General features: G+C 55.7%; 35 protein-coding genes. All 35 read right to left on the bottom strand.

All coding sequences use genetic code 11. The features are described from left to right. Positions 1-49 precede the first annotated feature (49 nt). Positions 50-514 carry a bacterioferritin gene (gene bfr, locus TK06_RS24415; RefSeq protein ID WP_014340470.1) on the bottom strand — a complete coding sequence of 155 codons (465 nt, stop codon included), beginning with the start codon at positions 512-514 and terminating at the stop codon, positions 50-52. Positions 515-672: 158 nt separating this feature from the next. Then, positions 673-2,121 carry a catalase gene (locus tag TK06_RS24410; RefSeq protein WP_063324141.1) on the bottom strand — a complete coding sequence of 483 codons (1,449 nt, stop codon included), beginning with the start codon at positions 2,119-2,121 and terminating at the stop codon, positions 673-675. 224 nt (positions 2,122-2,345) lie between these two features. Next, the gene (gene rplQ / locus TK06_RS24405; protein ID WP_003186009.1) at positions 2,346-2,732 is read right to left on the bottom strand and encodes a 50S ribosomal protein L17; all 387 of its coding nucleotides are present in this window, start codon (positions 2,730-2,732) and stop codon (positions 2,346-2,348) included. A 42-nt stretch (positions 2,733-2,774) separates the two neighbouring features. Continuing rightward, positions 2,775-3,776, bottom strand: a complete 1,002-nt coding sequence (locus TK06_RS24400; protein WP_003186012.1) for a DNA-directed RNA polymerase subunit alpha — start codon at positions 3,774-3,776, stop codon at positions 2,775-2,777. A 22-nt stretch (positions 3,777-3,798) separates the two neighbouring features. Beyond that, the gene (gene rpsD / locus TK06_RS24395) at positions 3,799-4,419 is read right to left on the bottom strand and encodes a 30S ribosomal protein S4 (protein ID WP_003176404.1); all 621 of its coding nucleotides are present in this window, start codon (positions 4,417-4,419) and stop codon (positions 3,799-3,801) included. Positions 4,420-4,437: 18 nt separating this feature from the next. Beyond that, the gene (gene rpsK / locus TK06_RS24390) at positions 4,438-4,827 is read right to left on the bottom strand and encodes a 30S ribosomal protein S11 (RefSeq protein WP_002555466.1); all 390 of its coding nucleotides are present in this window, start codon (positions 4,825-4,827) and stop codon (positions 4,438-4,440) included. A 30-nt stretch (positions 4,828-4,857) separates the two neighbouring features. Continuing rightward, positions 4,858-5,214, bottom strand: coding sequence for a 30S ribosomal protein S13 (rpsM, locus tag TK06_RS24385; protein WP_003186020.1), 357 nt, complete (start codon positions 5,212-5,214; stop codon positions 4,858-4,860). A 130-nt stretch (positions 5,215-5,344) separates the two neighbouring features. Then, the gene (gene rpmJ, locus TK06_RS31255; protein ID WP_002555468.1) at positions 5,345-5,461 is read right to left on the bottom strand and encodes a 50S ribosomal protein L36; all 117 of its coding nucleotides are present in this window, start codon (positions 5,459-5,461) and stop codon (positions 5,345-5,347) included. Between the two features lie 30 nt (positions 5,462-5,491). Further along, positions 5,492-6,820 carry a preprotein translocase subunit SecY gene (gene secY, locus TK06_RS24380; RefSeq protein WP_003186029.1) on the bottom strand — a complete coding sequence of 443 codons (1,329 nt, stop codon included), beginning with the start codon at positions 6,818-6,820 and terminating at the stop codon, positions 5,492-5,494. Beyond that, complete coding sequence (gene rplO, locus TK06_RS24375; RefSeq protein WP_063324140.1) at positions 6,821-7,258, bottom strand: 50S ribosomal protein L15; 438 nt, start codon at positions 7,256-7,258, stop codon at positions 6,821-6,823. Positions 7,259-7,261: 3 nt separating this feature from the next. Then, positions 7,262-7,438, bottom strand: coding sequence for a 50S ribosomal protein L30 (gene rpmD, locus TK06_RS24370; RefSeq protein WP_003186033.1), 177 nt, complete (start codon positions 7,436-7,438; stop codon positions 7,262-7,264). Between the two features lie 2 nt (positions 7,439-7,440). Further along, entirely contained in the window at positions 7,441-7,941 is a 501-nt protein-coding gene (gene rpsE / locus TK06_RS24365) for a 30S ribosomal protein S5 (protein ID WP_003186035.1), read from the bottom strand. Between the two features lie 3 nt (positions 7,942-7,944). Then, positions 7,945-8,295, bottom strand: a complete 351-nt coding sequence (rplR, locus tag TK06_RS24360; RefSeq protein ID WP_003186037.1) for a 50S ribosomal protein L18 — start codon at positions 8,293-8,295, stop codon at positions 7,945-7,947. Between the two features lie 10 nt (positions 8,296-8,305). Beyond that, positions 8,306-8,839, bottom strand: a complete 534-nt coding sequence (rplF, locus tag TK06_RS24355; protein WP_003186039.1) for a 50S ribosomal protein L6 — start codon at positions 8,837-8,839, stop codon at positions 8,306-8,308. 11 nt (positions 8,840-8,850) lie between these two features. Then, a complete protein-coding gene (gene rpsH, locus TK06_RS24350) occupies positions 8,851-9,243 on the bottom strand; it encodes a 30S ribosomal protein S8 (RefSeq protein ID WP_017848802.1) in 393 nt (130 codons plus the stop codon). A 210-nt stretch (positions 9,244-9,453) separates the two neighbouring features. Further along, positions 9,454-9,759, bottom strand: coding sequence for a 30S ribosomal protein S14 (rpsN, locus tag TK06_RS24345; RefSeq protein ID WP_003186042.1), 306 nt, complete (start codon positions 9,757-9,759; stop codon positions 9,454-9,456). A 13-nt stretch (positions 9,760-9,772) separates the two neighbouring features. After that, positions 9,773-10,312, bottom strand: coding sequence for a 50S ribosomal protein L5 (rplE, locus tag TK06_RS24340; protein ID WP_003186044.1), 540 nt, complete (start codon positions 10,310-10,312; stop codon positions 9,773-9,775). 20 nt (positions 10,313-10,332) lie between these two features. After that, a complete protein-coding gene (gene rplX, locus TK06_RS24335; RefSeq protein WP_003186046.1) occupies positions 10,333-10,647 on the bottom strand; it encodes a 50S ribosomal protein L24 in 315 nt (104 codons plus the stop codon). 11 nt (positions 10,648-10,658) lie between these two features. Continuing rightward, complete coding sequence (gene rplN / locus TK06_RS24330) at positions 10,659-11,027, bottom strand: 50S ribosomal protein L14 (protein WP_002555479.1); 369 nt, start codon at positions 11,025-11,027, stop codon at positions 10,659-10,661. 23 nt (positions 11,028-11,050) lie between these two features. Continuing rightward, positions 11,051-11,317, bottom strand: coding sequence for a 30S ribosomal protein S17 (gene rpsQ / locus TK06_RS24325; protein ID WP_003194644.1), 267 nt, complete (start codon positions 11,315-11,317; stop codon positions 11,051-11,053). Between the two features lie 2 nt (positions 11,318-11,319). Beyond that, a complete protein-coding gene (rpmC, locus tag TK06_RS24320; protein WP_002555481.1) occupies positions 11,320-11,511 on the bottom strand; it encodes a 50S ribosomal protein L29 in 192 nt (63 codons plus the stop codon). Then, positions 11,511-11,924, bottom strand: a complete 414-nt coding sequence (gene rplP / locus TK06_RS24315) for a 50S ribosomal protein L16 (protein ID WP_003186052.1) — start codon at positions 11,922-11,924, stop codon at positions 11,511-11,513. Before rplP ends, rpmC begins: the two co-directional genes overlap by 1 nt. 12 nt (positions 11,925-11,936) lie before the next feature. Further along, on the bottom strand, positions 11,937-12,623 hold the full coding sequence (gene rpsC, locus TK06_RS24310; protein WP_003176422.1) for a 30S ribosomal protein S3: 687 nt from the start codon (positions 12,621-12,623) through the stop codon (positions 11,937-11,939). 13 nt (positions 12,624-12,636) lie between these two features. Then, entirely contained in the window at positions 12,637-12,969 is a 333-nt protein-coding gene (rplV, locus tag TK06_RS24305; RefSeq protein WP_003103908.1) for a 50S ribosomal protein L22, read from the bottom strand. Positions 12,970-12,980: 11 nt separating this feature from the next. After that, positions 12,981-13,256, bottom strand: a complete 276-nt coding sequence (rpsS, locus tag TK06_RS24300; protein WP_002555486.1) for a 30S ribosomal protein S19 — start codon at positions 13,254-13,256, stop codon at positions 12,981-12,983. Positions 13,257-13,272: 16 nt separating this feature from the next. Further along, the gene (rplB, locus tag TK06_RS24295; RefSeq protein WP_003186055.1) at positions 13,273-14,097 is read right to left on the bottom strand and encodes a 50S ribosomal protein L2; all 825 of its coding nucleotides are present in this window, start codon (positions 14,095-14,097) and stop codon (positions 13,273-13,275) included. A 14-nt stretch (positions 14,098-14,111) separates the two neighbouring features. Beyond that, complete coding sequence (gene rplW, locus TK06_RS24290; protein WP_002555488.1) at positions 14,112-14,411, bottom strand: 50S ribosomal protein L23; 300 nt, start codon at positions 14,409-14,411, stop codon at positions 14,112-14,114. Beyond that, positions 14,408-15,010, bottom strand: coding sequence for a 50S ribosomal protein L4 (gene rplD, locus TK06_RS24285; RefSeq protein WP_003186057.1), 603 nt, complete (start codon positions 15,008-15,010; stop codon positions 14,408-14,410). The genes rplW and rplD overlap by 4 nt, the downstream gene beginning before the upstream one ends. A 12-nt stretch (positions 15,011-15,022) precedes the next feature. Further along, a complete protein-coding gene (rplC, locus tag TK06_RS24280) occupies positions 15,023-15,658 on the bottom strand; it encodes a 50S ribosomal protein L3 (protein ID WP_003186059.1) in 636 nt (211 codons plus the stop codon). A gap of 80 nt (positions 15,659-15,738) precedes the next feature. Beyond that, positions 15,739-16,050, bottom strand: a complete 312-nt coding sequence (gene rpsJ, locus TK06_RS24275) for a 30S ribosomal protein S10 (RefSeq protein ID WP_003186070.1) — start codon at positions 16,048-16,050, stop codon at positions 15,739-15,741. A gap of 155 nt (positions 16,051-16,205) precedes the next feature. Continuing rightward, positions 16,206-17,399 carry an elongation factor Tu gene (gene tuf / locus TK06_RS24270; RefSeq protein WP_003186103.1) on the bottom strand — a complete coding sequence of 398 codons (1,194 nt, stop codon included), beginning with the start codon at positions 17,397-17,399 and terminating at the stop codon, positions 16,206-16,208. Positions 17,400-17,430: 31 nt separating this feature from the next. Continuing rightward, positions 17,431-19,536, bottom strand: coding sequence for an elongation factor G (gene fusA, locus TK06_RS24265; protein ID WP_063324139.1), 2,106 nt, complete (start codon positions 19,534-19,536; stop codon positions 17,431-17,433). Between the two features lie 30 nt (positions 19,537-19,566). Beyond that, positions 19,567-20,037: a 30S ribosomal protein S7 gene (gene rpsG, locus TK06_RS24260; protein WP_003186074.1), complete on the bottom strand. Its 471-nt coding sequence runs from the start codon at positions 20,035-20,037 to the stop codon at positions 19,567-19,569. Between the two features lie 102 nt (positions 20,038-20,139). Continuing rightward, positions 20,140-20,511 (bottom strand): 30S ribosomal protein S12, encoded by a 372-nt coding sequence (rpsL, locus tag TK06_RS24255; protein ID WP_003186084.1) that lies wholly within the window; start codon positions 20,509-20,511, stop codon positions 20,140-20,142. Between the two features lie 216 nt (positions 20,512-20,727). After that, the gene (rpoC, locus tag TK06_RS24250; protein WP_047230482.1) at positions 20,728-24,927 is read right to left on the bottom strand and encodes a DNA-directed RNA polymerase subunit beta'; all 4,200 of its coding nucleotides are present in this window, start codon (positions 24,925-24,927) and stop codon (positions 20,728-20,730) included. Positions 24,928-24,962 lie beyond the last annotated feature (35 nt).

The following is a 24,962-nucleotide window of genomic DNA, read 5'->3' as shown; positions in this document are numbered from 1 at the left end:
TCTGCGTGGGCATGCAGCTTGCGACGCTCTGCCTTCCCTTTCCCAGCAATCAGAATTGCGATTGCAGGTAGTTTTCCAACCCGATCAGCTTGATCAGACCCAACTGCTTCTCCAGCCAGTAGGTATGGTCTTCTTCGGTGTCGTTGAGCTGGATCCGCAGGATCTCGCGGGTCACGTAGTCGTTGTGCTGCTCGCAGAGCTCGATGCCTTTGCACAGTGCGGCGCGGACTTTGTATTCCAGGCGCAGGTCGGCGGCGAGCATGTCGGGCACCGTGGTACCGACGTCGAGGTCATCGGCACGCATGCGTGGCGTGCCTTCGAGCATCAGGATCCGGCGCATCAGCGCATCGGCGTGCTGGGTCTCTTCTTCCATCTCGTGGTTGATACGCTCGTAGAGCTCGGTAAAACCCCAATCCTCGTACATCCGCGAATGGATGAAATATTGATCACGGGCTGCCAGTTCGCCTGTCAGCAACGTGTTGAGGTAATCGATTACGTCTGGGTGACCTTGCATCGCCCTACATCTCCACAAGCTCTTAAAGGTTGTAGTTTGAACCAAGCTGAGCGCAAGGTCACTGTCTCCACGCTACAAAAGCGAAGAAAATCCGAGAAAACCAGGTTAAATAACGCAAAAACCGCCCAAATGAGGGCGGTTCTGCTTCTCGTTTAGACTTAGTTAAGCGCTACACCCAAGGCTTTTGCGATGCCCTCTCCATAAGCAACATCGGCCTTGAAGAAATGCTGCAGCTGACGGTCAACCACATCTGCCGACACGCCTGCCATTGCACCGGCGATATTGCTGATCAACAGCGCCTTCTGCTCATCGCTCATCAAGCGGAACAGCGCACCGGCGTGGCTGTAGTAGTCGGTGTCTTCGCGATGATCGTAACGGTCCGCCGCGCCACTGAGAGCCAGTGCTGGTTCTGCGTAACGTGGGGCTTGCTTCGGCGCCTCCACGTAGCTGTTCGGCTCGTAGTTCGGTGCCGCCCCGCCGTTGCTGCCAAACGCCATGGCACCGTCGCGCTGGTAAGTGTTGACCGGGCTACGTGGCGCATTCACCGGCAATTGCTGGTGATTGGTGCCCACACGGTAGCGATGCGCATCAGCGTAGGCGAAGACACGGCCCTGCAGCATGCGGTCCGGCGAGAGGCCAACCCCTGGCACCATGTTGCTAGGGCCAAACGCCGCTTGCTCGACTTCGGCAAAGTAATTTTGCGGGTTGCGGTTGAGCTCGAGCACACCGACTTCGATCAGCGGAAACTCTTTCTGCGACCAGGTCTTGGTGACATCGAACGGATTCTCGTAATGGGCTGCAGCCTGGGCTTCGGTCATGACCTGGATGCAAACGCTCCATTTCGGGAAGTCACCGCGCTCGATGGCACTGAACAAGTCACGCTGGGCGTAATCCGGGTCCGTCCCCGCCAGGCGTGCTGCCTCTGCCGGCGCGAGGTTCTTGATCCCTTGCTGGGTCTTGTAGTGCCACTTCACCCAGTGGCGCTCACCCTGTGCGTTGATCAGGCTGTAGGTGTGGCTGCCGAAGCCGTGCATGTGGCGGTAGCCATCCGGAATACCGCGATCGGAAAACAGAATGGTGACCTGGTGCAACGCCTCAGGTGAATGCGACCAGAAATCCCACATCGCCTGGGCGCTTTTCAGATTGCTTTGCGGCAGACGTTTCTGGGTGTGGATGAAGTCTGGAAATTTCAACGGATCACGGATGAAGAATACCGGGGTGTTGTTGCCGACGATGTCCCAGTTGCCTTCCTCGGTGTAGAACTTCAGGGCGAAACCGCGCGGATCGCGTTCGGTGTCGGCAGAACCACGCTCACCGCCCACGGTGGAGAACCGCAGGAAAGTTGGGGTTTGCTTGCCGACTGTGTCGAACAACTTGGCGCTGGTGTACTGCGTGATATCCCGGGTCACGGTAAATGTACCGTAGGCGCCCGAGCCTTTGGCGTGCACACGGCGTTCAGGAATATTTTCGCGGTTGAAGTGGGCGAGTTTCTCGATCAGGTGAAAGTCGTCGAGCAGCAGCGGGCCGCGCGGGCCGGCGGAACGAGAGTTCTGGTTATCGGCGACAGGAGCGCCGCTGGCGGTCGTAAGCGTTTTGGTCTGGCTCATGCTCAATCTTCCTAGGTCGGTCTTCGAACTGCCGGCTAATCGGCTGGAAAGGAGTATTGATCATATTAATGACAGTATCCAAATTCATTAAATCATGGACATCGATAGTCATTATCTAACACTGAACACTTGCCAATAGCCAAGCCGGTCGAAGCGGCTTGCCTGCTTTTCCTTCAGGCAACAAAAAACCGGGCACAAGGCCCGGTTTTTTGTATGTTGCCGACTTACTCAGCGGATACAGCTTCACCGCTGGTAGCACGATCAACCAACTCGACGTACGCCATAGGCGCGTTGTCGCCCGCGCGGAAACCGCACTTGAGGATGCGCAGGTAGCCACCCTCACGGGTAGCGTAACGCTTGCCCAGGTCGTTGAAGAGCTTACCAACGATAGCTTTCGAACGAGTACGGTCGAAAGCCAGACGGCGGTTAGCCAGGCTATCTGTCTTGGCCAGAGTGATCAGCGGCTCAGCAACGCGACGCAGTTCTTTGGCTTTCGGCAGTGTAGTTTTGATCAGCTCGTGCTCGAACAGCGACACCGCCATGTTTTGGAACATGGCCTTGCGGTGCGAGCTGGTGCGGCTCAGGTGACGACCACTTTTACGATGACGCATGGTTCATTCCTTACCAAACACAACGTTCGGTGATTACGACGATCAGGCAGTCGCCTTGTCGTCCTTCTTAAGACTTGCAGGCGGCCAGTTGTCGAGGCGCATGCCGAGGGACAGACCGCGGGAGGCCAGAACGTCCTTGATTTCAGTCAAGGATTTCTTGCCAAGGTTCGGAGTCTTCAACAGCTCTACTTCGGTACGCTGAATCAGGTCGCCGATGTAGTAGATGTTTTCCGCCTTAAGGCAGTTAGCCGAACGTACAGTCAGTTCCAGATCGTCAACCGGGCGAAGCAGGATCGGATCGATCTCGTCTTCCTGCTCGACAACCACTGGCTCACTGTCACCCTTGAGGTCGACGAACGCAGCCAACTGCTGTTGCAGGATGGTTGCAGCACGACGGATAGCCTCTTCAGGATCCAGGGTACCGTTGGTTTCCAGATCAATAACCAGCTTGTCCAGGTTGGTACGCTGTTCGACACGGGCGTTTTCCACCACGTATGCGATACGGCGTACTGGGCTGAACGAAGAGTCAAGCTGCAAGCGACCGATGCTGCGGCTTTCGTCTTCATCGCTCTGACGCGAGTCTGCCGGTTCATAACCACGACCACGAGCTACGGTGAGCTTCATGTTCAGGGCGCCGTTAGACGCCAGGTTAGCGATTACGTGATCGGGGTTAACGATCTCGACATCATGATCCAGCTGAATATCGGCAGCGGTAACCACCCCCGAACCCTTCTTCGACAAGGTCAGCGTAACTTCGTCACGACCGTGCAGCTTGATAGCCAGACCTTTCAGGTTCAACAGGATTTCAATTACGTCTTCCTGTACACCTTCGATGGCGCTGTACTCATGGAGCACACCGTCAATCTCGGCCTCGACTACTGCACAGCCGGGCATTGAGGACAACAGGATGCGGCGCAGCGCGTTGCCCAGGGTGTGGCCGAAACCACGCTCGAGAGGCTCGAGTGTGATCTTGGCGCGGGTTGGACTGACAACCTGCACATCAATATGGCGGGGTGTCAGGAACTCATTTACCGAAATCTGCATGGATGCACCTATTTTCTAGCCCTTACTTGGAGTAGAGCTCGACAATCAGGCTTTCGTTGATGTCGGCGGACAGATCACTGCGAGCAGGAACGTTCTTGAAAACGCCCGACTTCTTCTCAGTGTCTACTTCTACCCATTCTACGCGGCCACGTTGGGCACACAGATCGAGAGCTTGGACAATGCGAAGTTGGTTCTTTGCTTTCTCGCGAACAGCAACCACGTCACCAGCACGAACCTGGTAGGACGGAACGTTTACGGTCTGACCGTTAACGCTGATCGACTTGTGCGATACCAGCTGACGGGATTCGGCACGAGTAGAACCGAAACCCATACGGTATACAACGTTGTCCAGGCGGCATTCGAGCAGCTGCAACAGGTTTTCGCCGGTTGCGCCTTTCTTGCCAGCAGCTTCTTTGTAGTAGCCGCTGAATTGACGCTCGAGAACGCCGTAGATACGACGGACCTTCTGCTTTTCACGCAGTTGGGTGCCGTAGTCGGACTGGCGACCGCGGCGTTGGCCGTGGATACCAGGTGCTGCTTCAATGTTGCACTTCGATTCGATCGCGCGCACGCCGCTCTTCAGAAAAAGATCGGTGCCTTCGCGACGAGCGAGTTTGCATTTTGGACCAATGTAACGAGCCATTCTTTACAATCTCCTGGATTACACGCGGCGCTTCTTCGGCGGACGGCACCCGTTGTGCGGGATTGGCGTCACGTCGGTGATGCTGGCGATCTTGTAGCCACAGCCGTTCAAAGCGCGGACTGCGGATTCACGACCTGGACCTGGACCCTTGACGTTGACGTCGAGGTTTTTCAGGCCGTATTCCAGCGCAGCTTGACCAGCACGCTCAGCAGCTACTTGAGCAGCGAACGGGGTGGACTTGCGGGAACCGCGGAAACCCGAACCACCGGAGGTAGCCCAGGAAAGAGCGTTACCTTGACGGTCGGTAATGGTCACGATGGTGTTGTTAAAAGAAGCATGGATGTGGGCGATGCCATCAACCACTGTCTTTTTAACTTTTTTACGAGGACGAGCAGCAGGTTTTGCCATGATTAAATTCCTGTCGATTCGCTGGGGCGATTACTTGCGGATCGGCTTACGCGGACCTTTACGGGTACGCGCGTTGGTCTTGGTACGCTGACCGCGTACTGGCAGACCACGACGATGACGCAGACCGCGATAGCAACCGAGGTCCATCAAGCGCTTGATTTTCATGTTGATTTCGCGACGCAGGTCACCTTCAGTGGTGAACTTCGCCACTTCGCCACGCAGCTGTTCAATCTGCTCGTCGCTCAGATCTTTGATCTTTGCCGCTGGGTTGACCCCAGTCACTGCACAAATTTTCTGTGCAGTAGTGCGACCAACACCATAGATGTAGGTCAGCGAGATAACAGTATGCTTGTTATCTGGAATGTTGACGCCTGCAATACGGGCCATTCAGTGGGACTCCAATTGACAGCTACCTACGCCCCGGAAGCCAAGAAATAGGGCGCGAGATAATATCGCTGTAATAACAAATAATCAACCCGGCAGCGCACTAGCTGCCGGGCTTAAAGCACAATCACACTCAGCCTTGGCGCTGTTTGTGACGCGGTTCCGCGCTGCAAATTACCCGAACAACACCTTCGCGGCGAATAATCTTGCAGTTACGGCACAGCTTTTTCACCGATGCACGAACTTTCATCACCAACTCCTCGAACCTTATGGACGCTACTCAGCGCAACATGCCGCTGCCGTAGCCCTTCAGGTTGGCTTTCTTCATCAGGGATTCGTACTGGTGCGAAACGAGGTGCGATTGTACTTGGGACATGAAGTCCATCACAACCACGACCACGATCAGCAACGAGGTCCCGCCAAGGTAGAACGGTACGTTTGCCGCAACCACCAGGAACTGGGGCAACAGACAGACGGCCGTCATGTAAAGAGCACCGAACATGGTCAAGCGAGTCAGAACGCCATCAATGTAGCGCGCAGACTGCTCACCTGGACGGATGCCCGGAATAAAGGCACCGGACTTCTTCAGGTTTTCCGCTACGTCTTTCGGATTGAACATCAACGCCGTATAGAAGAAGCAGAAGAAAATAATCCCTGCACTAAACAGCAGAATATTCAACGGCTGACCAGGAGCGATCGACTGCGAGATGTCCTGCAACCAGCCCATACCTTCAGACTGGCCGAACCAGGCACCCAACGAAGCCGGGAACAGCAGGATGCTGCTCGCGAAAATAGCCGGAATTACGCCGGCCATGTTCACCTTCAACGGCAAGTGGCTGGTCTGCGCAGCAAATACCTTGCGGCCCTGCTGACGCTTGGCGTAGTGAACAGCAATACGACGCTGACCACGCTCAATGAACACCACGAAACCGATAATCGCTACTGCCAGCAGACCGATGGCAACCAGGGCGAAAATGTTGATATCACCCTGACGCGCAGACTCGAAAGACTGCCCGATCGCTCTCGGAAGACCGGCGACGATACCTGCGAAGATCAACATCGAGATACCGTTGCCAACACCACGCTCAGTAATCTGCTCACCCAGCCACATCATGAACATCGCGCCTGCCACAAAAGTGGTTACCGCAACGAAATGAAAGCTGAAGTCAGCAGTGAACGAAACGCCCTGCCCCGCCAAGCCGATGGACATGCCAATGGCTTGAACGAGAGCGAGGACGACAGTGCCGTAGCGGGTGTACTGGCTGATCTTGCGACGGCCAGCTTCACCTTCCTTCTTCAACTGCTCCAGCTGCGGGCTGACGGCGCTCATCAATTGCATGATGATCGATGCCGAAATGTACGGCATGATCCCCAGTGCAAAGATGCTCATCCGCTCCAGCGCGCCGCCGGAAAACATGTTGAACAAGCTAAGAATGGTCCCCTCATTCTGTCGAAACAGGTCCGCGAGTCGGTCCGGGTTGATACCTGGAACCGGGATGTGTGCGCCTATTCGGTAGACGATAATCGCCAGGAACAGAAAACGCAGACGAGCCCAGAGTTCAGACATACCGCCTTTGCCGAGCGCAGAGAGAGCACCTTGCTTAGCCATTTATTCCTCGAACTTGCCGCCAGCTGCTTCGATAGCCGCACGCGCACCTTTGGTGGCGCCGATTCCCTTTCCGATGGTGACAGCACGAGCAACTTCGCCCGACAGCATGATTTTCACACGCTGAACGTTCTGGTTGATCACGTTGGCATCCTTCAGGGACTGCACGGTGACGATGTCGCCTTCCACTTTGGCCAGCTCGGACAGACGCACTTCTGCGCGGTCCATGGCTTTCAGGGAAACGAAACCGAACTTCGGCAGGCGACGATGCAGCGGCTGTTGACCGCCTTCAAAGCCTGGAGCAATGGTGCCACCGGAGCGGGAGGTCTGACCTTTGTGGCCACGGCCACCGGTCTTGCCCAAACCACTACCGATACCACGGCCCGGACGATGCTTTTCGCGACGGGAACCCGGCGCTGGACTCAGATCATTGAGTTTCATCGATTAACCCTCGACACGCAGCATGTAGTAAGCCTTGTTGATCATCCCGCGATTCTCGGGAGTATCCAGGACTTCTACAGTGTGACCGATGCGACGCAGACCCAGACCCTTAACGCACAGTTTGTGGTTAGGGATGCGGCCGGTCATGCTTTTGATCAGCGTAACTTTTACGGTAGCCATGATCAGAAGATCTCCTTGACGCTTTTGCCACGCTTGGCGGCAATGGATTCAGGAGACTGCATTGCTTTCAAACCCTTGAAAGTGGCGTGAACCACGTTTACTGGGTTAGTCGAGCCGTAGCACTTGGCCAGAACGTTCTGAACGCCAGCAACTTCGAGGACGGCACGCATAGCGCCGCCAGCGATGATACCGGTACCTTCAGAAGCAGGCTGCATGTACACCTTCGAAGCGCCATGGGCGGACTTCATTGCGTACTGCAGAGTGGTGCCGTTCAGATCAACCTGGATCATGTTGCGGCGAGCAGCTTCCATTGCCTTCTGGATCGCAGCAGGCACTTCACGCGACTTGCCACGGCCGAAGCCAACACGGCCTTTACCATCACCCACTACGGTCAACGCAGTGAAAGTGAAGATACGGCCGCCTTTAACGGTTTTGGCTACGCGGTTAACTTGAACCAGCTTCTCGATGTAGCCTTCGTCGCGCTTTTGGTCGTTATTTGACATAACTTAGAACTCCAGCCCAGCTTCACGAGCAGCATCAGCCAGCGCCTTGACGCGGCCGTGGTACTTGAAGCCAGAGCGGTCGAAAGCCACCTGCGAGACGCCAGCGGCTTTTGCACGCGTAGCGACCAGCTGGCCAACCTTAGTGGCCGCGTCGATGTTGCCAGTGGCGCCATCACGCAGTTCTTTATCCAAAGTCGAGGCACTTGCCAGGACTTTGTTGCCGTCGGCCGAAATGACCTGGGCGTAGATGTGCTGCGACGAGCGGAACACGCAGAGACGCACGACTTCGAGTTCGTGCATTTTCAGGCGTGCTTTGCGAGCGCGACGCAGTCGAGTAACTTTTTTGTCGGTCATTTGCTATGCCCTACTTCTTCTTGGCTTCTTTACGACGGACGACTTCGTCCGCGTAGCGCACACCTTTGCCTTTGTACGGCTCTGGTGGACGGAAGTCGCGGATCTCGGCGGCCACTTGACCTACCAGCTGCTTGTCGATGCCCTTGATCAGGATATCGGTCTGGCTAGGAGTCTCAGCGGTGATGCCTTCCGGCAGTTCATAATCCACTGGGTGCGAGAAGCCAAGAGCCAGGTTCAGCACTGTGCCTTTTGCTTGCGCTTTGTAACCAACACCGACCAGCTGGAGCTTGCGCTCGAAGCCTTGGCTTACGCCTTGGACCATGTTGTTTACCAACGCACGAGTGGTACCAGCCATTGCGCGAGTCTGTTGATCGCCATTGCGAGCAGCGAAACGCAGCTCACCAGCTTCTTCAACGATCTCAACGGACGAATGGATGTTCAGTTGCAGAGTGCCCTTGGCACCCTTCACCGAAAGCTGTTGGCCTGCGAATTTGACTTCGACACCGGCTGGCAGCTTAACGGGGTTCTTAGCGACGCGTGACATGCTTATCCCCCTTAGAACACAGTGCAAAGAACTTCGCCGCCGACACCGGCAGCGCGCGCAGCACGATCCGTCATCACACCTTTGTTGGTGGAGACGATAGACACGCCCAGGCCGCCGCGAACTTTCGGCAGATCCTCGACGGACTTGTACTGACGCAGGCCTGGACGGCTAACGCGCTTCACTTCCTCGATGACCGGACGGCCTTCGAAGTACTTCAGCTCGATGGACAGCAGTGGCTTGATTTCGCTGCTGATCTGATAACCCGCAATGTAACCTTCGTCCTTCAGGACTTTGGCAACAGCTACCTTCAACGTAGAAGATGGCATGCTTACGACGGACTTTTCAGCCATCTGGGCATTACGGATACGAGTTAGCATGTCCGCTAACGGGTCCTGCATACTCATGGGCTAGACGCTCCTAATACACAAAAAATTAGCCTTTCGGCTAGTACGTGTCGCCGAGCGCATCCGTGCAATAAAAACACGGGCTCAGGCGAGCCGGGTATTCTAGACACACCCCACAAATGAATCAAGCCCCAATAGGGGCTTGATTCATGTTCAAGGTCACCGACGGTCAGGATCTTTTGACCCCGAACGCCGCGACTTTGACAGTGCTTACCAGCTGGCTTTAACCAGACCTGGAACGTCACCACGCATTGCAGCTTGACGCAGCATGTTACGGCCAAGGCCGAACTTGCGGTACACGCCGTGCGGACGACCAGTCAGGCGGCAGCGGTTACGCATGCGCGAGGCGCTTGCGTCACGTGGCTGCTTCTGCAGGGCTACGGTAGCTTCCCAACGCGCTTCTGGACTTGCGTTCAGATCAACGATGATAGCTTTCAGCGCTGCACGCTTGGTGGCGTACTTGGCAACGGTGAGCTGACGCTTCAGCTCACGGTTCTTCATGCTCTTCTTGGCCATTTTCCTACTCCAATCAGTTGCGGAACGGGAATTTGAAAGCGCGCAGCAGTGCGCGACCTTCGTCATCCGTCCGAGCAGTGGTGGTCAGGGTAATGTCCAGACCGCGGAGAGCGTCGATCTTGTCGTAATCGATTTCCGGGAAAATGATCTGCTCTTTAACGCCCATGCTGTAGTTGCCACGACCATCGAAGGACTTGGCATTCAGGCCGCGGAAGTCGCGAACCCGAGGCAGGGAGATCGACAGCAGACGATCCAGGAACTCGTACATACGCTCACGGCGCAGGGTCACTTTGACACCGATCGGCCAACCTTCACGGACTTTAAAGCCAGCGATGGATTTCCGAGCGTAAGTCACAACGACTTTCTGACCGGTGATCTTTTCCAGGTCGGCAACAGCGTGCTCGATGACTTTTTTGTCGCCGATCGCTTCGCCCAGACCCATGTTCAGGGTGATTTTGGTAACGCGCGGAACTTCCATCACGTTCGAAAGCTTAAGTTCTTCCTTAAGTTTCGGTGCGATTTCCTTCCGGTAAATCTCTTTTAGTCGTGCCATGGTCTTCTACCTAGCAGTGTTCAAGCATCAACCGCTTTTTGGGTCGACTTGAAGACACGAATTTTCTTACCGTCTTCTACTTTGAAACCAACGCGGTCAGCCTTGTTGGTTTCGCCGTTGAAGATGGCGACGTTGGAAGCGTGCAGTGGCGCTTCTTTCTCGACGATACCGCCCTGTACGCCCGACATCGGGTTAGGCTTGGTATGACGCTTGACCAGGTTCAGACCACCAACAACCAGACGGTTGTCAGCAAGAACCTTCAGCACCTTACCGCGCTTACCTTTGTCTTTGCCGGCGATCACGATGATCTCGTCGTCACGACGAATCTTTTGCATGTCGGATCTCCTTACAGCACTTCTGGGGCGAGCGAGACGATCTTCATGAACTTCTCAGTACGAAGTTCACGGGTCACTGGCCCAAAGATACGGGTGCCGATCGGCTCTTGCTTGTTGTTCAACAGAACAGCAGCGTTGCCATCAAAGCGGATGATGGAGCCGTCAGCACGACGGACGCCATGGCGAGTGCGGACTACGACAGCAGTCATCACCTGGCCTTTTTTCACCTTACCGCGAGGAATTGCTTCCTTGACGGTAACTTTGATGATGTCACCGATACCAGCGTAACGACGATGGGAGCCACCCAGCACCTTGATGCACATAACACGGCGAGCGCCGCTGTTATCGGCCACATCGAGCATGGATTGAGTCTGAATCATATAATTTCTCCGACCCCTAGCCCTTAGACTTCCACAGCGCGTTCGAGAACATCAACCAGCGCCCAAGACTTGGTCTTGGCCATCGGACGAGTTTCACGAATAGTGACTTTGTCGCCGATGTGGCACTGATTGGTTTCGTCGTGCGCGTGCAGCTTAGTCGAACGCTTAACGTATTTACCGTAGATCGGGTGCTTAACGCGACGCTCGATCAGAACGGTGATGGTTTTGTCCATCTTGTCGCTGACAACACGGCCAGTCAGCGTACGGACAGTTTTTTCGGCTTCAGCCATGATTACTTACCTGCCTGCTGGTTGAGCACAGTTTTCACGCGAGCGATGTCACGCTTAACTTGCGAGAGCAGATGAGACTGCCCCAACTGGCCAGTTGCTTTCTGCATACGCAGATTGAACTGGTCGCGCAGCAGGCCGAGCAGTTGCTCGTTCAGCTGCTGTGCTGATTTTTCACGAAGTTCATTCGCTTTCATCACATCACCGTCCGTTTAACAAAGGAGGTGGCGAGCGGCAGCTTTGCAGCAGCCAGGGCGAAAGCCTCACGCGCCAGCTCTTCAGAAACACCCTCGATTTCATACAGGACTTTGCCTGGCTGAATCTGGGCAACCCAGTACTCCACGTTACCCTTACCTTTACCCATCCGAACTTCGAGTGGCTTCTTGGTGACAGGCTTGTCCGGGAATACACGGATCCAGATCTTGCCGCCACGTTTTACGTGACGGGTCAGAGCACGACGCGCTGACTCGATCTGACGAGCGGTGAGACGACCACGAGCAACAGACTTCAGCGCGAACTCGCCGAAGCTGACTTTGCTACCGCGCAATGCCAGGCCACGGTTGTGACCGGTCATCTGCTTGCGGAACTTCGTACGCTTTGGTTGCAACATTTGGCGTACCCCTTACTTAGCAGCTTTTTTACGAGGCGCTGGTGCTTGTGGCTTCAGTTCTTCTTGGCGACCACCAATTACTTCGCCTTTGAAGATCCAAACCTTTACACCGATCACACCGTAGGTGGTGTGAGCTTCGTAGTTGGCATAGTCGATGTCGGCACGCAGGGTGTGCAGTGGCACACGACCTTCGCGATACCATTCAGTACGTGCGATTTCAGCACCGCCGAGACGACCGCTCACTTGGATTTTGATGCCTTTGGCACCAATGCGCATTGCGTTCTGTACAGCGCGCTTCATAGCGCGACGGAACATTACGCGACGCTCCAGCTGCTGAGCTACGCTCTGCGCAACCAGCATACCGTCGAGCTCCGGCTTGCGGATCTCTTCGATATTGATGTGCACAGGCACACCCATTTGCTTGGTCAGGTCCTGACGCAGTTTCTCAACATCTTCACCTTTCTTCCCGATAACGATACCTGGACGAGCGGTGTGGATGGTGATACGTGCAGTCTGCGCCGGACGATGGATATCGATACGGCTTACGGACGCGCTTTTTAGTTTGTCTTGGAGATACTCACGCACCTTCAGATCAGCGAACAAGTAGTCCGCATAAGTCCGACCGTCTGCGTACCAGACGGAGGTGTGCTCCTTGACGATTCCCAGGCGAATGCCAATGGGATGTACTTTCTGACCCATCTCTTCGACTCCGTTACTTGTCAGCAACCTTGACAGTGATATGGCAAGACCGCTTGACGATGCGATCAGCACGGCCTTTGGCACGTGGCATGATGCGCTTCAGCGAACGCCCTTCGTTGACGAAAACGGTGCTGACCTTCAGGTCATCAACGTCTGCGCCTTCGTTATGCTCGGCGTTGGCTACGGCCGACTCCAGCACTTTCTTCATGATCTCGGCGGCTTTCTTACTGCTGAAAGCCAACAGGTTGAGCGCTTCGCCCACCTTCTTCCCGCGGATCTGGTCGGCGACCAAGCGGGCTTTCTGGGCGGAGATTCGAGCGCCCGACAACTTAGCGGCTACTTCCATTTCCTTACCCCTTAACGCTTGGCTTTCTTGTCAGCCACGTGCCCACGGTATGTGCGGGTACCGGCGAACTCGCCCAGTTTGTGGCCGACCATGTCTTCGTTCACGAGAACTGGGACGTGTTGGCGACCGTTGTGTACTGCGATGGTCAGACCGACCATTTGTGGCAGGATCATCGAACGACGCGACCAGGTCTTAACTGGTTTGCGATCGTTCTTTTCCGCCGCCACTTCGATCTTCTTCAGTAGGTGAAGATCAATAAAAGGACCTTTTTTCAGAGAACGTGGCACTGTCGTATCCCTCTATTTACTTGCGACGACGGACGATCATTTTGTCGGTACGCTTATTACCACGAGTCTTCGCGCCCTTAGTCGGGAAGCCCCATGGCGATACCGGATGACGACCACCAGAGGTACGACCTTCACCACCACCATGTGGGTGGTCAACCGGGTTCATGGCAACACCACGAACGGTTGGGCGAACGCCACGCCAGCGCTTGGCACCAGCTTTACCCAACGAACGCAGGCTGTGCTCGGAGTTCGAGACTTCGCCCAGGGTCGCACGGCATTCAGCCAGTACTTTACGCATCTCACCAGAACGCAGACGCAGGGTCACGTAGACACCTTCACGAGCGATCAGCTGAGCCGAAGCACCAGCGGAACGAGCGATCTGTGCGCCTTTACCTGGCTTCAATTCGATGCCGTGTACGGTGCTACCAACTGGAATGTTACGCAGTTGCAGAGCGTTGCCCGGCTTGATCGGTGCCAGGGCACCTGCGATCAGCTGGTCGCCAGCACTCACGCCTTTAGGGGCGATGATGTAGCGACGCTCGCCATCTGCGTACAGCAGCAGAGCGATGTGAGCAGTACGGTTTGGATCGTATTCGATACGCTCGACGGTGGCAGCGATGCCATCCTTGTCGTTGCGACGGAAGTCGACCAGACGATAATGCTGCTTATGACCACCACCGATGTGACGAGTGGTAATACGGCCATTGTTGTTACGACCACCAGACTTCGATTTTTTCTCGAGCAGCGGTGCGTGAGGAGCGCCTTTATGCAGCTCCTGGTTGACCACCTTGACCACAAAACGGCGGCCAGGGGAAGTCGGTTTGCATTTAACGATTGCCATGATGCACCCCTTCCTTACTCAGCACTGCTGCTGAAATCGAGATCTTGGCCTGGCTGAAGGGAGATAACTGCCTTCTTCCAGTCATTACGCTTGCCCAGACCGCGAGCAGTGCGCTTGCTTTTACCCAGAACGTTCAGGGTAGTCACGCGCTCTACTTTCACGCTGAACAGGCTTTCGACGGCCTTCTTGATTTCCAGCTTGGTTGCGTCGGTAGCAACCTTGAAAACGAACTGGCCTTTCTTGTCTGCCAGAACCGTAGCCTTCTCGGAAACGTGCGGGCCAAGCAGAACTTTAAATACGCGTTCCTGGTTCATCCCAGCAGCTCCTCGAATTTCTTCACGGCCGACACGGTGATCAACACCTTGTCGTATGCGATCAGACTGACCGGATCGGAACCCTGCACGTCACGAACGTCGACGTGTGGCAGGTTGCGAGCAGCCAGGTACAGGTTCTGATCAACAGCGTCAGACACGATCAGGACGTCAGTCAGGCCCATGCCGTTCAGCTTGTTCAGCAGATCTTTGGTTTTCGGTGCTTCAACAGCGAAGTCCTGAACCACGACCAGACGATCAGTACGCACCAGCTCAGCAAGGATGGAACGCATTGCTGCGCGATACATCTTCTTGTTCAGCTTCTGGGAGTGATCCTGAGGACGAGCTGCGAAAGTGGTACCGCCGCCACGCCAGATTGGGCTACGGATAGTACCGGCACGAGCACGGCCAGTACCTTTCTGACGCCATGGGCGCTTGCCGCCACCGGAAACGTCGGAACGGGTCTTTTGCTGCTTGCTACCTTGACGGCCGCCAGCCATGTAGGCCACGACTGCTTGGTGAACCAGCGTCTCGTTGAATTCGCCGCCAAATGTCAGTTCGGAAACTTCGATCGCTTGAGCGTCATTTACATTTAATTGCATGTCAGCTTCCCCTTAACCGCGAGCCTTGGCTGCTGGACGTACAACCAAGTTGCCGCCAGTAGCGCCAGGAACAGCGCCCTTGACCAACAACAGATTGCGTTCAGCGTCCACGCGCACTACTTCGAGGGACTGCACGGTCACGCGCTCAGCGCCCATATGACCGGACATTTTTTTGCCCTTGAATACACGACCAGGAGTCTGGCACTGGCCGATAGAGCCTGGAACGCGGTGGGATACGGAGTTACCGTGGGTGTTATCTTGCCCGCGGAAGTTCCAACGCTTGATCGTACCCTGGAAGCCTTTACCTTTGGACTGACCGGTTACATCAACCAGTTGACCAGCGGCGAAGATTTCAGCGTTGATCAGATCGCCGGCCTGGTACTCGCCTTCTTCAAGGCGGAATTCCATTACGGTACGACCAGCGGCAACGTTCGCCTTGGCGAAGTGGCCAGCCTGAGCTGCTGTTACACGCGAAGCACGACGCTCGCCGACAGTGACTTGCACTGCACGATAGCCATCGGTCTCTTCAGTTTTGAACTGGGTGACGCGATTCGGCTCGATCTCAATGACCGTGACCGGAATGGAGACACCTTCTTCGGTGAAAATACGGGTCATACCGCATTTACGACCGACTACACCAATAGTCATGTTGTAAACCTCATGAGTGTACGGGGCTTTCACCCGCTATGGCCGCCCATTTCAGAGCGTTACACGACTAAGACCGAGTCTTAGCCGAGGCTGATCTGCACTTCCACACCGGCCGCAAGATCGAGCTTCATAAGAGCATCAACGGTTTTATCCGTTGGCTGGACGATGTCCAGAACGCGCTTATGAGTACGGATCTCGTACTGGTCACGCGCGTCTTTGTTGACGTGCGGGGAGACCAGAACGGTGAACCGCTCTTTACGGGTAGGCAGTGGAATTGGACCACGCACTTGAGCACCAGTACGTTTCGCGGTTTCCACGATTTCCTGGGTGGATTGGTCGATCAGGCGATGGTCAAAAGCCTTCAACCTGATACGGATTTGCTGATTTTGCATTGGATTTCAGACTCCGGCTGCTATTCCCACCGGGCGCAATACGCCCGTTAAAAGGAGGCGCAATTCTATAGACGCCCCTGATAGGTGTCAACCCAATAAAAAAGCCCCCGCTAAGCGGGGGCTTTTCAACTCATCAAGCTGACTCTGAAAGAGACTTACTCGATGACTTTGGCTACGACACCAGCGCCGACGGTACGACCGCCTTCACGGATAGCGAAACGCAGACCGTCTTCCATTGCGATGGTCTTGATCAGGGTAACAGTCATCTGAATGTTGTCACCTGGCATTACCATTTCAACGCCTTCTGGCAGCTCGCAGTTACCAGTCACGTCAGTTGTACGGAAGTAGAACTGTGGACGGTAGCCTTTGAAGAACGGAGTGTGACGACCGCCTTCTTCCTTGCTCAGAACGTAAACTTCTGCGGTGAACTTGGTGTGCGGCTTGACGGTGCCTGGCTTGACCAGAACCTGGCCACGCTCAACGTCGTCACGTTTGGTGCCGCGCAGCAGTACGCCGCAGTTCTCGCCAGCACGACCTTCGTCGAGCAGCTTGCGGAACATTTCAACGCCGGTGCAGGTAGTTTTCTGAGTGTCGCGCAGACCGACGATCTCAACTTCTTCCTGGATACGGACGATGCCACGCTCAACACGACCAGTCACAACAGTACCGCGACCGGAGATCGAGAATACGTCTTCGATCGGCATCAGGAACGGCTTGTCGATAGCACGCTCTGGCTCTGGGATGTAGCTGTCCAGAGTTTCCACCAGCTTCTTGACAGCAGTGGTGCCCATTTCGTTGTCGTCTTGGCCGTTCAGAGCCATCAGAGCCGAACCGATGATGATTGGAGTGTCATCACCTGGGAAGTCGTAAGTGCTCAGCAGATCGCGCACCTCCATCTCAACCAGTTCCAGCAGCTCAGCGTCATCAACCATGTCAGCCTTGTTCAGGAAGACAACGATGTACGGAACGCCTACCTGACGGGACAGCAGGATGTGCTCACGGGTTTGTGGCATCGGACCATCAGCGGCCGAGCAAACCAGGATCGCGCCGTCCATCTGGGCAGCACCGGTGATCATGTTTTTTACGTAGTCGGCGTGACCTGGGCAGTCAACGTGTGCGTAGTGACGCACGGCCGAATCGTATTCAACGTGAGCGGTGTTGATGGTGATACCGCGAGCTTTCTCTTCCGGGGCGCTGTCGATCTTGTCGAAGTCAACCTTGGCCGAACCGAAAACTTCGGAGCAGACACGGGTCAGAGCAGCGGTCAGCGTGGTTTTACCGTGGTCAACGTGACCAATGGTGCCAACGTTGACGTGCGGTTTGTTCCGTTCAAATTTTTCTTTAGCCACGACAATTAACTCCTAGCTTAAAGGGGCTGAATCAGCCTTGCTTTTTGGTAACAGTCTCGACGATATGCGACGGAGCTGTATTGTATTTTTTGAATTCCATAGAGTAGCTTGCGCGACCCTGAGACATGGAACGAACGTCGGTCGCGTAACCGAACATCTCACCCAACGGGACCTCAGCACGAATCACTTTGCCGGAAACCGTATCTTCCATACCCAGAATCATGCCACGACGACGGTTAAGGTCGCCCATGACATCACCCATGTAGTCTTCAGGCGTAACGACTTCCACCGCCATGATCGGCTCAAGCAACTCACCACCACCCTTCTGGGCCAGCTGCTTGGTTGCCATGGAGGCAGCCACCTTAAACGCCATCTCGTTGGAGTCGACGTCATGGTAAGAACCATCGAACACAGTCGCCTTCAGGCCGATCAGCGGATAACCGGCGACAACGCCGTTCTTCATCTGCTCTTCGATACCCTTCTGGATCGCCGGGATGTATTCCTTAGGAACCACACCACCTACGACTTCGTTCAGGAATTGCAGACCTTCCTGACCTTCGTCAGCCGGTGCAAAACGAATCCAGCAGTGACCGAACTGGCCACGACCGCCGGACTGGCGAACGAACTTGCCTTCGATTTCACAGCTCTTCGTGATGCGCTCACGATAGGAAACCTGAGGTTTACCGATGTTGGCTTCGACGTTGAACTCACGGCGCATCCGGTCAACCAGGATGTCCAGGTGCAACTCGCCCATGCCGGAGATGATCGTTTGACCAGTCTCTTCATCAGTCTTGACGCGGAAAGACGGGTCTTCCTGAGCAAGCTTGCCCAGAGCGATACCCATTTTTTCCTGGTCGTCCTTGGTCTTAGGCTCAACGGCAACCGAAATAACCGGCTCCGGGAAGTCCATGCGAACCAGGATGATTGGCTTGTCAGCGTTGCACAAAGTTTCACCGGTGGTGACGTCCTTCATGCCGATCAAGGCCGCGATGTCGCCAGCGCGCACTTCCTTGATTTCTTCGCGGGCGTTTGCGTGCATCTGCACCATACGACCCACACGCTCTTTCTTGCCTTTTACCGAGTTGATCACGCCGTCGCCGGAGGCCAACACGCCCGAGTAAACTCGAACAAAGGTCAAGGTACCCACGAATGGGTCGGTAGCGATCTTGAACGCCAAAGCCGCGAACGGCTCGTCATCACTTGCGTGACGCTCCATTTCCTCTTCCTCGTTATCCGGGTTGGAACCCTTGATAGCAGGAATGTCGGTCGGAGCAGGCAGGAAGTCGATAACGGCGTCGAGAACCAGGGGAACACCCTTGTTCTTGAAGGAAGAACCGCAAACAGCCAGAACGATCTCACCAGCGATAGTACGCTGACGCAGAGCGGCCTTGATTTCCTCGTTGGTGAGCTCTTCACCTTCGAGGTACTTGTTCATCAGCTCTTCGCTGGCTTCGGCCGCAGCCTCGACCATGTTGCTGCGCCATTGCTCGGCTTCTTCCAACAGCTCGGCAGGAATTTCCTTGCGAACAGGGACCATGCCCTTGTCGGAGTCATTCCAGTAAACCGCTTGCATGTTGATCAGGTCGATCTGGCCCTGGAAGTTGTCTTCCGAACCAATAGCCAACTGGATAGGCACCGGAGTGTGACCCAGACGCTGCTTGATCTGAGCGATCACGCGCAGGAAGTTGGCACCAGCACGGTCCATCTTGTTTACGTAAACAAGACGTGGAACGCCGTATTTGTTGGCTTGACGCCATACGGTTTCCGACTGAGGCTCAACACCCGAAGTACCACAGAACACAACGACAGCGCCGTCGAGTACACGCAGGGAACGTTCAACTTCGATGGTGAAGTCTACGTGGCCCGGGGTATCGATAACGTTGAAGCGGTGCTCGTGCGCGTACTGCTTCTCGGAACCTTTCCAGAAGGCGGTGATAGCAGCAGAAGTAATGGTAATACCACGCTCCTGCTCCTGCACCATCCAGTCTGTGGTCGCGGCGCCGTCATGCACCTCGCCCATTTTGTGACTCTTGCCGGTGTAAAAAAGGACGCGCTCGGTGGTGGTGGTTTTACCAGCATCCACGTGAGCAACGATACCGATGTTACGGTAGCGGTTAATCGGTGTAGTACGAGCCATAAAGCCCTCGCAAATTGAGTGACGCTAAAATTAGAAGCGGTAGTGCGAGAAAGCCTTGTTGGCTTCAGCCATACGGTGCACGTCTTCACGCTTCTTAACTGCAGCACCTTTACCTTCAGCAGCGTCCAACAGTTCACCAGCCAAACGCAGAGCCATGGACTTCTCGCCGCGCTTGCGGGCGAAGTCTACCAGCCAGCGCATTGCCAGGGCGTTACGACGGGACGGACGAACTTCGACCGGAACCTGGTAAGTAGCACCGCCTACACGGCGCGACTTCACTTCGACCAGCGGAGCGATGGCGTCGAGAGCTTTCTCGAAGATTTCCAGGGGATCGCTGTTCTTGCGTTCCTTAACTTTGTCCAGTGCGCCATAAACGATACGCTCGGCAACGGCTTTCTTGCCGCTTTCCATTACGTGGTTCATGAACTTGGCGAGAATCTGGCTTCCGTATTTCGGATCGTCCAGAATCTCACGTTTGGCTGCTACGCGACGTCTTGGCATTGATAAGCCCTCAAACGGTCTTCAGGTTAGCCCGGGACAGCGGATGCGTGCCCGACCTTACTCTTATCGACTCAATAAAATTAAAAACTGCTAAACGGCCGATTATTTCGGACGCTTGGTACCGTACTTCGAACGACCTTGGTTACGACCTTTAACGCCGGAAGTATCCAAAGAGCCGCGAACGGTGTGGTAACGAACACCTGGCAAGTCTTTTACACGACCGCCGCGGATCAGGACCACGCTGTGTTCTTGCAGGTTATGGCCTTCACCGCCGATGTACGAGGAAACCTCGAAACCGTTGGTCAGACGCACACGGCATACTTTACGCAGTGCCGAGTTAGGTTTTTTCGGCGTGGTGGTATACACACGGGTGCATACGCCACGACGTTGCGGGCAGTTCTGCAGCGCAGGCACGTCGGATTTCTCGACGATACGCTTACGCGGCTGACGTACCAGCTGGTTGATAGTTGCCATCTACTAGCTCCACTGTTGTCTTGCGACGCTATTGTCTTACAAGAAAAGCAAAATGGCAGGAACGAATTCCCGCCAAATTTAGGGGATCAAGAGTCTAAAGAGGATCTTGTCCCCAGTCAAGGCAAGGCCCCGACCTCCCCGCCCGCCGGATCTCGACAATTTGTCTCGATCCGCCGAACGGGGCGACCAGGGCCAGGCACTCAATTACCGCAGAACTCAGTTACCACTCGAGTTCAGTGCTTCGGTCAGTGCAGCTTCCACTTCACTGGCGCTTACGCGCAGCGGCTTGTCAGCATCACGGCGACGCTTGCGTTCGCTGTGATAGGCCAAACCGGTACCGGCCGGGATCAGACGACCCACGACCACGTTTTCTTTCAGGCCGCGCAGGTAATCGCGCTTGCCGGTTACCGCCGCTTCGGTCAGTACGCGGGTGGTTTCCTGGAAGGAAGCCGCCGAGATGAACGATTCGGTGGACAACGACGCCTTGGTGATACCCAGCAGCACGCGAGTGAACTTGGAGACAAACTTGTCTTCGGTCGCCAGGCGCTCGTTTTCCACCAGTACGTGAGTCAGTTCCATCTGGTCGCCCTTGATGAAACTCGAGTCGCCGGATTCAGCGATCTCGACCTTACGCAGCATCTGACGCAGGATGGTCTCGATGTGCTTGTCGTTGATCTTCACGCCTTGCAGACGGTAAACGTCCTGGATCTCGTTCACGATGTACTTGGCGAGCGCACTCACACCCAGCAGACGCAGGATGTCGTGTGGATCGCTCGGACCGTCCGAGATAACTTCGCCGCGGTTTACCTGTTCGCCTTCGAAGACGTTCAGGTGACGCCACTTCGGAATCAGCTCTTCGTACGGATCGCTACCGTCGTTCGGTGTAATGACCAGGCGACGCTTGCCCTTGGTCTCTTTACCGAACGCGATGGTGCCGCTGACTTCAGCCAGAATCGAGGCTTCTTTCGGACGACGAGCTTCGAACAAGTCGGCAACACGCGGCAGACCACCGGTGATGTCGCGGGTCTTCGAAGTTTCCTGCGGAATACGAGCGATAACATCACCGATCGCGATCCGTGCACCGTCCGCAACACCGACCAAGGCGTTGGCTGGCAGGAAGTACTGAGCGATTACGTCAGTGCCTGGCAGCAACAGATCCTTGCCGTTGTCGTCGACCATCTTCACAGCAGGACGGATGTCCTTGCCGGCAGCTGGACGATCTTTCGCATCGAGTACTTCAATGTTGGTCATACCGGTCAATTCGTCTGTCTGACGCTTGATCGTGATGCCTTCTTCCATGCCCACGTAGGTCACGGTACCTTTCATTTCGGTAACGATCGGGTGAGTGTGCGGGTCCCACTTGGCCACGATGGCACCAGCGTCGACCTTGTCGCCTTCCTTCACCGAAATCACAGCACCGTACGGCAGCTTGTAGCGCTCGCGCTCGCGACCGAAGTCGTCAGCGATGGCCAGCTCACCGGAACGGGACACAGCAACCAGGTGACCATCCACTCGCTCGACGTGCTTCAGGTTGTGCAGACGGACGGTACCGCCATTCTTCACCTGAACGCTGTCGGCCGCGGAGGTCCGGCTTGCCGCACCACCGATGTGGAACGTACGCATCGTCAGCTGGGTACCCGGCTCACCGATGGACTGGGCAGCGATAACGCCGACCGCTTCACCGATGTTCACCTGGTGACCACGTGCCAGGTCGCGACCGTAGCACTTGGCGCAGATGCCGTAGCGCGTTTCGCAGCTGATCGGCGAACGTACGATCACTTCGTCGATGCTATTGAGCTCGATGAACTCGACCCACTTCTCGTCAACCAGGGTGCCCGCAGGAACGATCACGTCCTCGGTGCCCGGCTTGAATACGTCACGGGCGATGACACGACCCAATACGCGCTCACCCAACGGCTCTACAACGTCACCGCCTTCAATGTGCGGAGTCATTACCAGGCCATGTTCGGTGCCGCAATCGATCTCGGTCACGACCAGATCCTGGGCAACGTCTACCAGACGACGAGTCAGGTAACCGGAGTTCGCCGTTTTCAAGGCGGTATCCGCAAGACCCTTACGAGCACCGTGAGTGGAGATGAAGTACTGGAGTACGCTCAGGCCTTCACGGAAGTTCGCGGTAATCGGGGTCTCGATGATGGAGCCGTCCGGCTTGGCCATCAGGCCACGCATACCGGCGAGCTGACGAATCTGCGCAGCAGAACCCCGTGCGCCCGAGTCGGCCATCATGTACATCGAGTTGAAGGATTCCTGGTCGACTTCGTTGCCATGACGGTCGATGACTTTCTCTTTCGAGAGGTTGGCCATCATCGCCTTGGAGACTTCGTCGTTCGCCTTGGACCAGAGGTCGATCACCTTGTTGTACTTCTCGCCCTGGGTTACCAGGCCGGAGGCGTACTGGCTTTCGATCTCTTTCACTTCTTCGGTAGCGGCGCCGATGATGCGGGCTTTTTCATCCGGGATAACGAAGTCGTTAACACCGATGGAAACGCCGGAAATGGTCGAATAGGCAAAACCGGTGTACATCAACTGGTCAGCGAAGATCACGGTCTCTTTCAGACCAACCACGCGATAGCACTGGTTGATCAGCTTGGAGATCGCCTTTTTCTTCATCGGCAGGTTGACGACGTCGAAGGACAGACCTTTTGGCACAACCTGGAACAACAGCGCACGGCCGACGGTGGTGTCGACGATACGGGTGTTGGTCACGCTGCCGCCATCACGATCGTTCACGGTTTCGTTGATCCGCACTTTGACCTTGGCATGCAGTGCGGCTTCGCCGGCACGGAACACACGGTCAACTTCCTGCAGATCGGCGAACACACGACCTTCGCCCTTGGCGTTGATCGCTTCACGCGTCATGTAGTACAGACCCAATACAACGTCCTGCGACGGAACGATGATTGGCTCACCGTTGGCTGGCGACAGGATGTTGTTGGTCGACATCATCAACGCACGCGCTTCCAGCTGGGCTTCCAGTGTCAGCGGTACGTGCACGGCCATCTGGTCGCCGTCGAAGTCGGCGTTGTACGCAGCACAGACCAGCGGGTGCAGCTGGATAGCCTTACCTTCGATCAGTACCGGTTCAAACGCCTGGATACCCAGACGGTGAAGGGTCGGTGCACGGTTGAGCAGAACCGGGTGTTCGCGAATCACTTCAGCGAGAACGTCCCAGACCTCTGGCAGCTCGCGCTCGACCATCTTCTTGGCCGCCTTGATGGTGGTCGCCAGACCACGCATTTCCAGCTTGCCGAAAATGAACGGTTTGAACAGCTCCAAGGCCATTTTCTTAGGCAGACCGCACTGGTGCAGACGCAGGGTCGGGCCTACGGTAATTACCGAACGACCGGAGTAGTCAACACGCTTACCGAGCAAGTTCTGACGGAAACGACCCTGCTTACCCTTGATCATGTCAGCCAGGGATTTCAGAGGACGCTTGTTGGAACCGGTGATAGCGCGGCCACGACGACCGTTGTCGAGCAGTGCGTCGACCGCTTCCTGCAACATACGCTTTTCGTTGCGCACGATGATGTCCGGAGCGGACAGATCGAGCAGACGCTTCAAGCGGTTGTTACGGTTGATCACTCGACGATACAGATCGTTGAGGTCGGAAGTCGCGAAACGACCGCCATCGAGCGGAACCAGTGGACGCAGGTCTGGCGGCAGAACCGGCAGAACGGTCAGCACCATCCACTCTGGCAGGTTGCCGGAACCCTGGAAGGCTTCCATCAACTTCAGACGCTTGGACAGCTTCTTGATCTTGGTTTCGGAGTTGGTTTGCGGAATTTCTTCGCGCAGACGGCCAATCTCGTGCTCCAGGTCGATAGCGTGCAGCAGTTCGCGGACAGCTTCGGCCCCCATGCGGGCATCGAAATCGTCGCCGAACTCTTCCAGTGCTTCGAAGTACTGTTCGTCGTTGAGCAACTGACCTTTTTCAAGGGTGGTCATGCCTGGATCGATAACGACATAGCTCTCGAAGTAGAGAACGCGTTCGATATCACGCAGGGTCATGTCCATCAGCAGGCCGATACGGGACGGCAGCGATTTCAGGAACCAGATGTGGGCAACCGGCGAGGCCAGTTCGATGTGCGCCATGCGCTCACGACGAACTTTTGCCAGCGCGACTTCAACGCCGCACTTCTCGCAGATCACACCACGGTGCTTCAAGCGCTTGTACTTACCGCACAGGCACTCGTAATCCTTGACCGGGCCAAAGATCTTGGCGCAGAACAGGCCGTCACGCTCAGGTTTGAACGTACGGTAGTTGATGGTTTCCGGCTTTTTAACTTCACCGAACGACCACGAACGGATCATCTCAGGCGATGCCAATCCAATACGGATGGCGTCGAACTCTTCGACTTGACCCTGGTTTTTCAGCAAATTCAGTAGGTCTTTCAAGGCCTTTCCTCCTGGCGGAGCAGAGAGCGGGCAAG

The organism is Pseudomonas fluorescens (genome assembly GCF_001623525.1).
GTDB classification, from domain to species: Bacteria; Pseudomonadota; Gammaproteobacteria; order Pseudomonadales; family Pseudomonadaceae; genus Aquipseudomonas; species Aquipseudomonas fluorescens_Q.
The sequence above is the reverse complement of the archived record's forward strand: the minus strand, read 5'-3'. Positions and strand labels throughout refer to the sequence as shown.

Excerpts from the sequence above, each read along its gene's own strand:
- TK06_RS24410 (WP_063324141.1), bottom strand. The coding sequence starts at position 2,121 with ATGAGCCAGACCAAAACGCTTACGACCGCCAGCGGCGCTCCTGTCGCC.
- rplW (WP_002555488.1), bottom strand. The coding sequence starts at position 14,411 with ATGAACCAGGAACGCGTATTTAAAGTTCTGCTTGGCCCGCACGTTTCC.
- rplR (WP_003186037.1), bottom strand. The coding sequence starts at position 8,295 with ATGACCGACAAAAAAGTTACTCGACTGCGTCGCGCTCGCAAAGCACGC.
- rpsD (WP_003176404.1), bottom strand. The coding sequence starts at position 4,419 with ATGGCTCGTTACATTGGTCCAAAATGCAAACTCGCTCGTCGCGAAGGC.
- rpsK (WP_002555466.1), bottom strand. The coding sequence starts at position 4,827 with ATGGCAAAACCTGCTGCTCGTCCTCGTAAAAAAGTTAAAAAGACAGTG.
- rplB (WP_003186055.1), bottom strand. The coding sequence starts at position 14,097 with ATGGCAATCGTTAAATGCAAACCGACTTCCCCTGGCCGCCGTTTTGTG.
- TK06_RS24400 (WP_003186012.1), bottom strand. The coding sequence starts at position 3,776 with ATGCAGATTTCGGTAAATGAGTTCCTGACACCCCGCCATATTGATGTG.
- rpsM (WP_003186020.1), bottom strand. The coding sequence starts at position 5,214 with ATGGCCCGTATTGCAGGCGTCAACATTCCAGATAACAAGCATACTGTT.
- rpmJ (WP_002555468.1), bottom strand. The coding sequence starts at position 5,461 with ATGAAAGTTCGTGCATCGGTGAAAAAGCTGTGCCGTAACTGCAAGATT.
- rpsL (WP_003186084.1), bottom strand. The coding sequence starts at position 20,511 with ATGGCAACTATCAACCAGCTGGTACGTCAGCCGCGTAAGCGTATCGTC.
- rplN (WP_002555479.1), bottom strand. The coding sequence starts at position 11,027 with ATGATTCAGACTCAATCCATGCTCGATGTGGCCGATAACAGCGGCGCT.
- rplE (WP_003186044.1), bottom strand. The coding sequence starts at position 10,312 with ATGGCACGACTAAAAGAGATTTACCGGAAGGAAATCGCACCGAAACTT.
- rplF (WP_003186039.1), bottom strand. The coding sequence starts at position 8,839 with ATGTCACGCGTCGCTAAGAACCCCGTTAAGCTGCCAGCCGGTGTCGAA.
- bfr (WP_014340470.1), bottom strand. The coding sequence starts at position 514 with ATGCAAGGTCACCCAGACGTAATCGATTACCTCAACACGTTGCTGACA.
- rplX (WP_003186046.1), bottom strand. The coding sequence starts at position 10,647 with ATGCAAAAGATTCGTCGTGACGACGAGATCATCGTGATCGCCGGCAAA.
- rpsG (WP_003186074.1), bottom strand. The coding sequence starts at position 20,037 with ATGCCAAGACGTCGCGTAGCAGCCAAACGTGAGATTCTGGACGATCCG.
- rpsE (WP_003186035.1), bottom strand. The coding sequence starts at position 7,941 with ATGTCAAATAACGACCAAAAGCGCGACGAAGGCTACATCGAGAAGCTG.
- rpsJ (WP_003186070.1), bottom strand. The coding sequence starts at position 16,050 with ATGCAAAATCAGCAAATCCGTATCAGGTTGAAGGCTTTTGACCATCGC.
- rpmC (WP_002555481.1), bottom strand. The coding sequence starts at position 11,511 with ATGAAAGCGAATGAACTTCGTGAAAAATCAGCACAGCAGCTGAACGAG.
- rplQ (WP_003186009.1), bottom strand. The coding sequence starts at position 2,732 with ATGCGTCATCGTAAAAGTGGTCGTCACCTGAGCCGCACCAGCTCGCAC.
- secY (WP_003186029.1), bottom strand. The coding sequence starts at position 6,820 with ATGGCTAAGCAAGGTGCTCTCTCTGCGCTCGGCAAAGGCGGTATGTCT.
- rpsN (WP_003186042.1), bottom strand. The coding sequence starts at position 9,759 with ATGGCCAAGAAGAGCATGAAGAACCGTGAGCTGAAGCGTCAGCTCACC.
- rplD (WP_003186057.1), bottom strand. The coding sequence starts at position 15,010 with ATGCAATTAAATGTAAATGACGCTCAAGCGATCGAAGTTTCCGAACTG.
- rpmD (WP_003186033.1), bottom strand. The coding sequence starts at position 7,438 with ATGGCTACCGTAAAAGTTACGCTGATCAAAAGCATGACCGGCCGCATC.
- rpsH (WP_017848802.1), bottom strand. The coding sequence starts at position 9,243 with ATGAGTATGCAGGACCCGTTAGCGGACATGCTAACTCGTATCCGTAAT.
- rplO (WP_063324140.1), bottom strand. The coding sequence starts at position 7,258 with ATGAAACTCAATGATCTGAGTCCAGCGCCGGGTTCCCGTCGCGAAAAG.
- rpsC (WP_003176422.1), bottom strand. The coding sequence starts at position 12,623 with ATGGGTCAGAAAGTACATCCCATTGGCATTCGCCTGGGAATCGTCAAG.
- rpsQ (WP_003194644.1), bottom strand. The coding sequence starts at position 11,317 with ATGGCTGAAGCCGAAAAAACTGTCCGTACGCTGACTGGCCGTGTTGTC.
- rplV (WP_003103908.1), bottom strand. The coding sequence starts at position 12,969 with ATGGAAGTAGCCGCTAAGTTGTCGGGCGCTCGAATCTCCGCCCAGAAA.
- rplC (WP_003186059.1), bottom strand. The coding sequence starts at position 15,658 with ATGACTATTGGTGTAGTCGGTCGTAAATGCGGTATGACCCGTATTTTC.
- rplP (WP_003186052.1), bottom strand. The coding sequence starts at position 11,924 with ATGTTGCAACCAAAGCGTACGAAGTTCCGCAAGCAGATGACCGGTCAC.
- fusA (WP_063324139.1), bottom strand. The coding sequence starts at position 19,536 with ATGGCTCGTACTACACCGATTAACCGCTACCGTAACATCGGTATCGTT.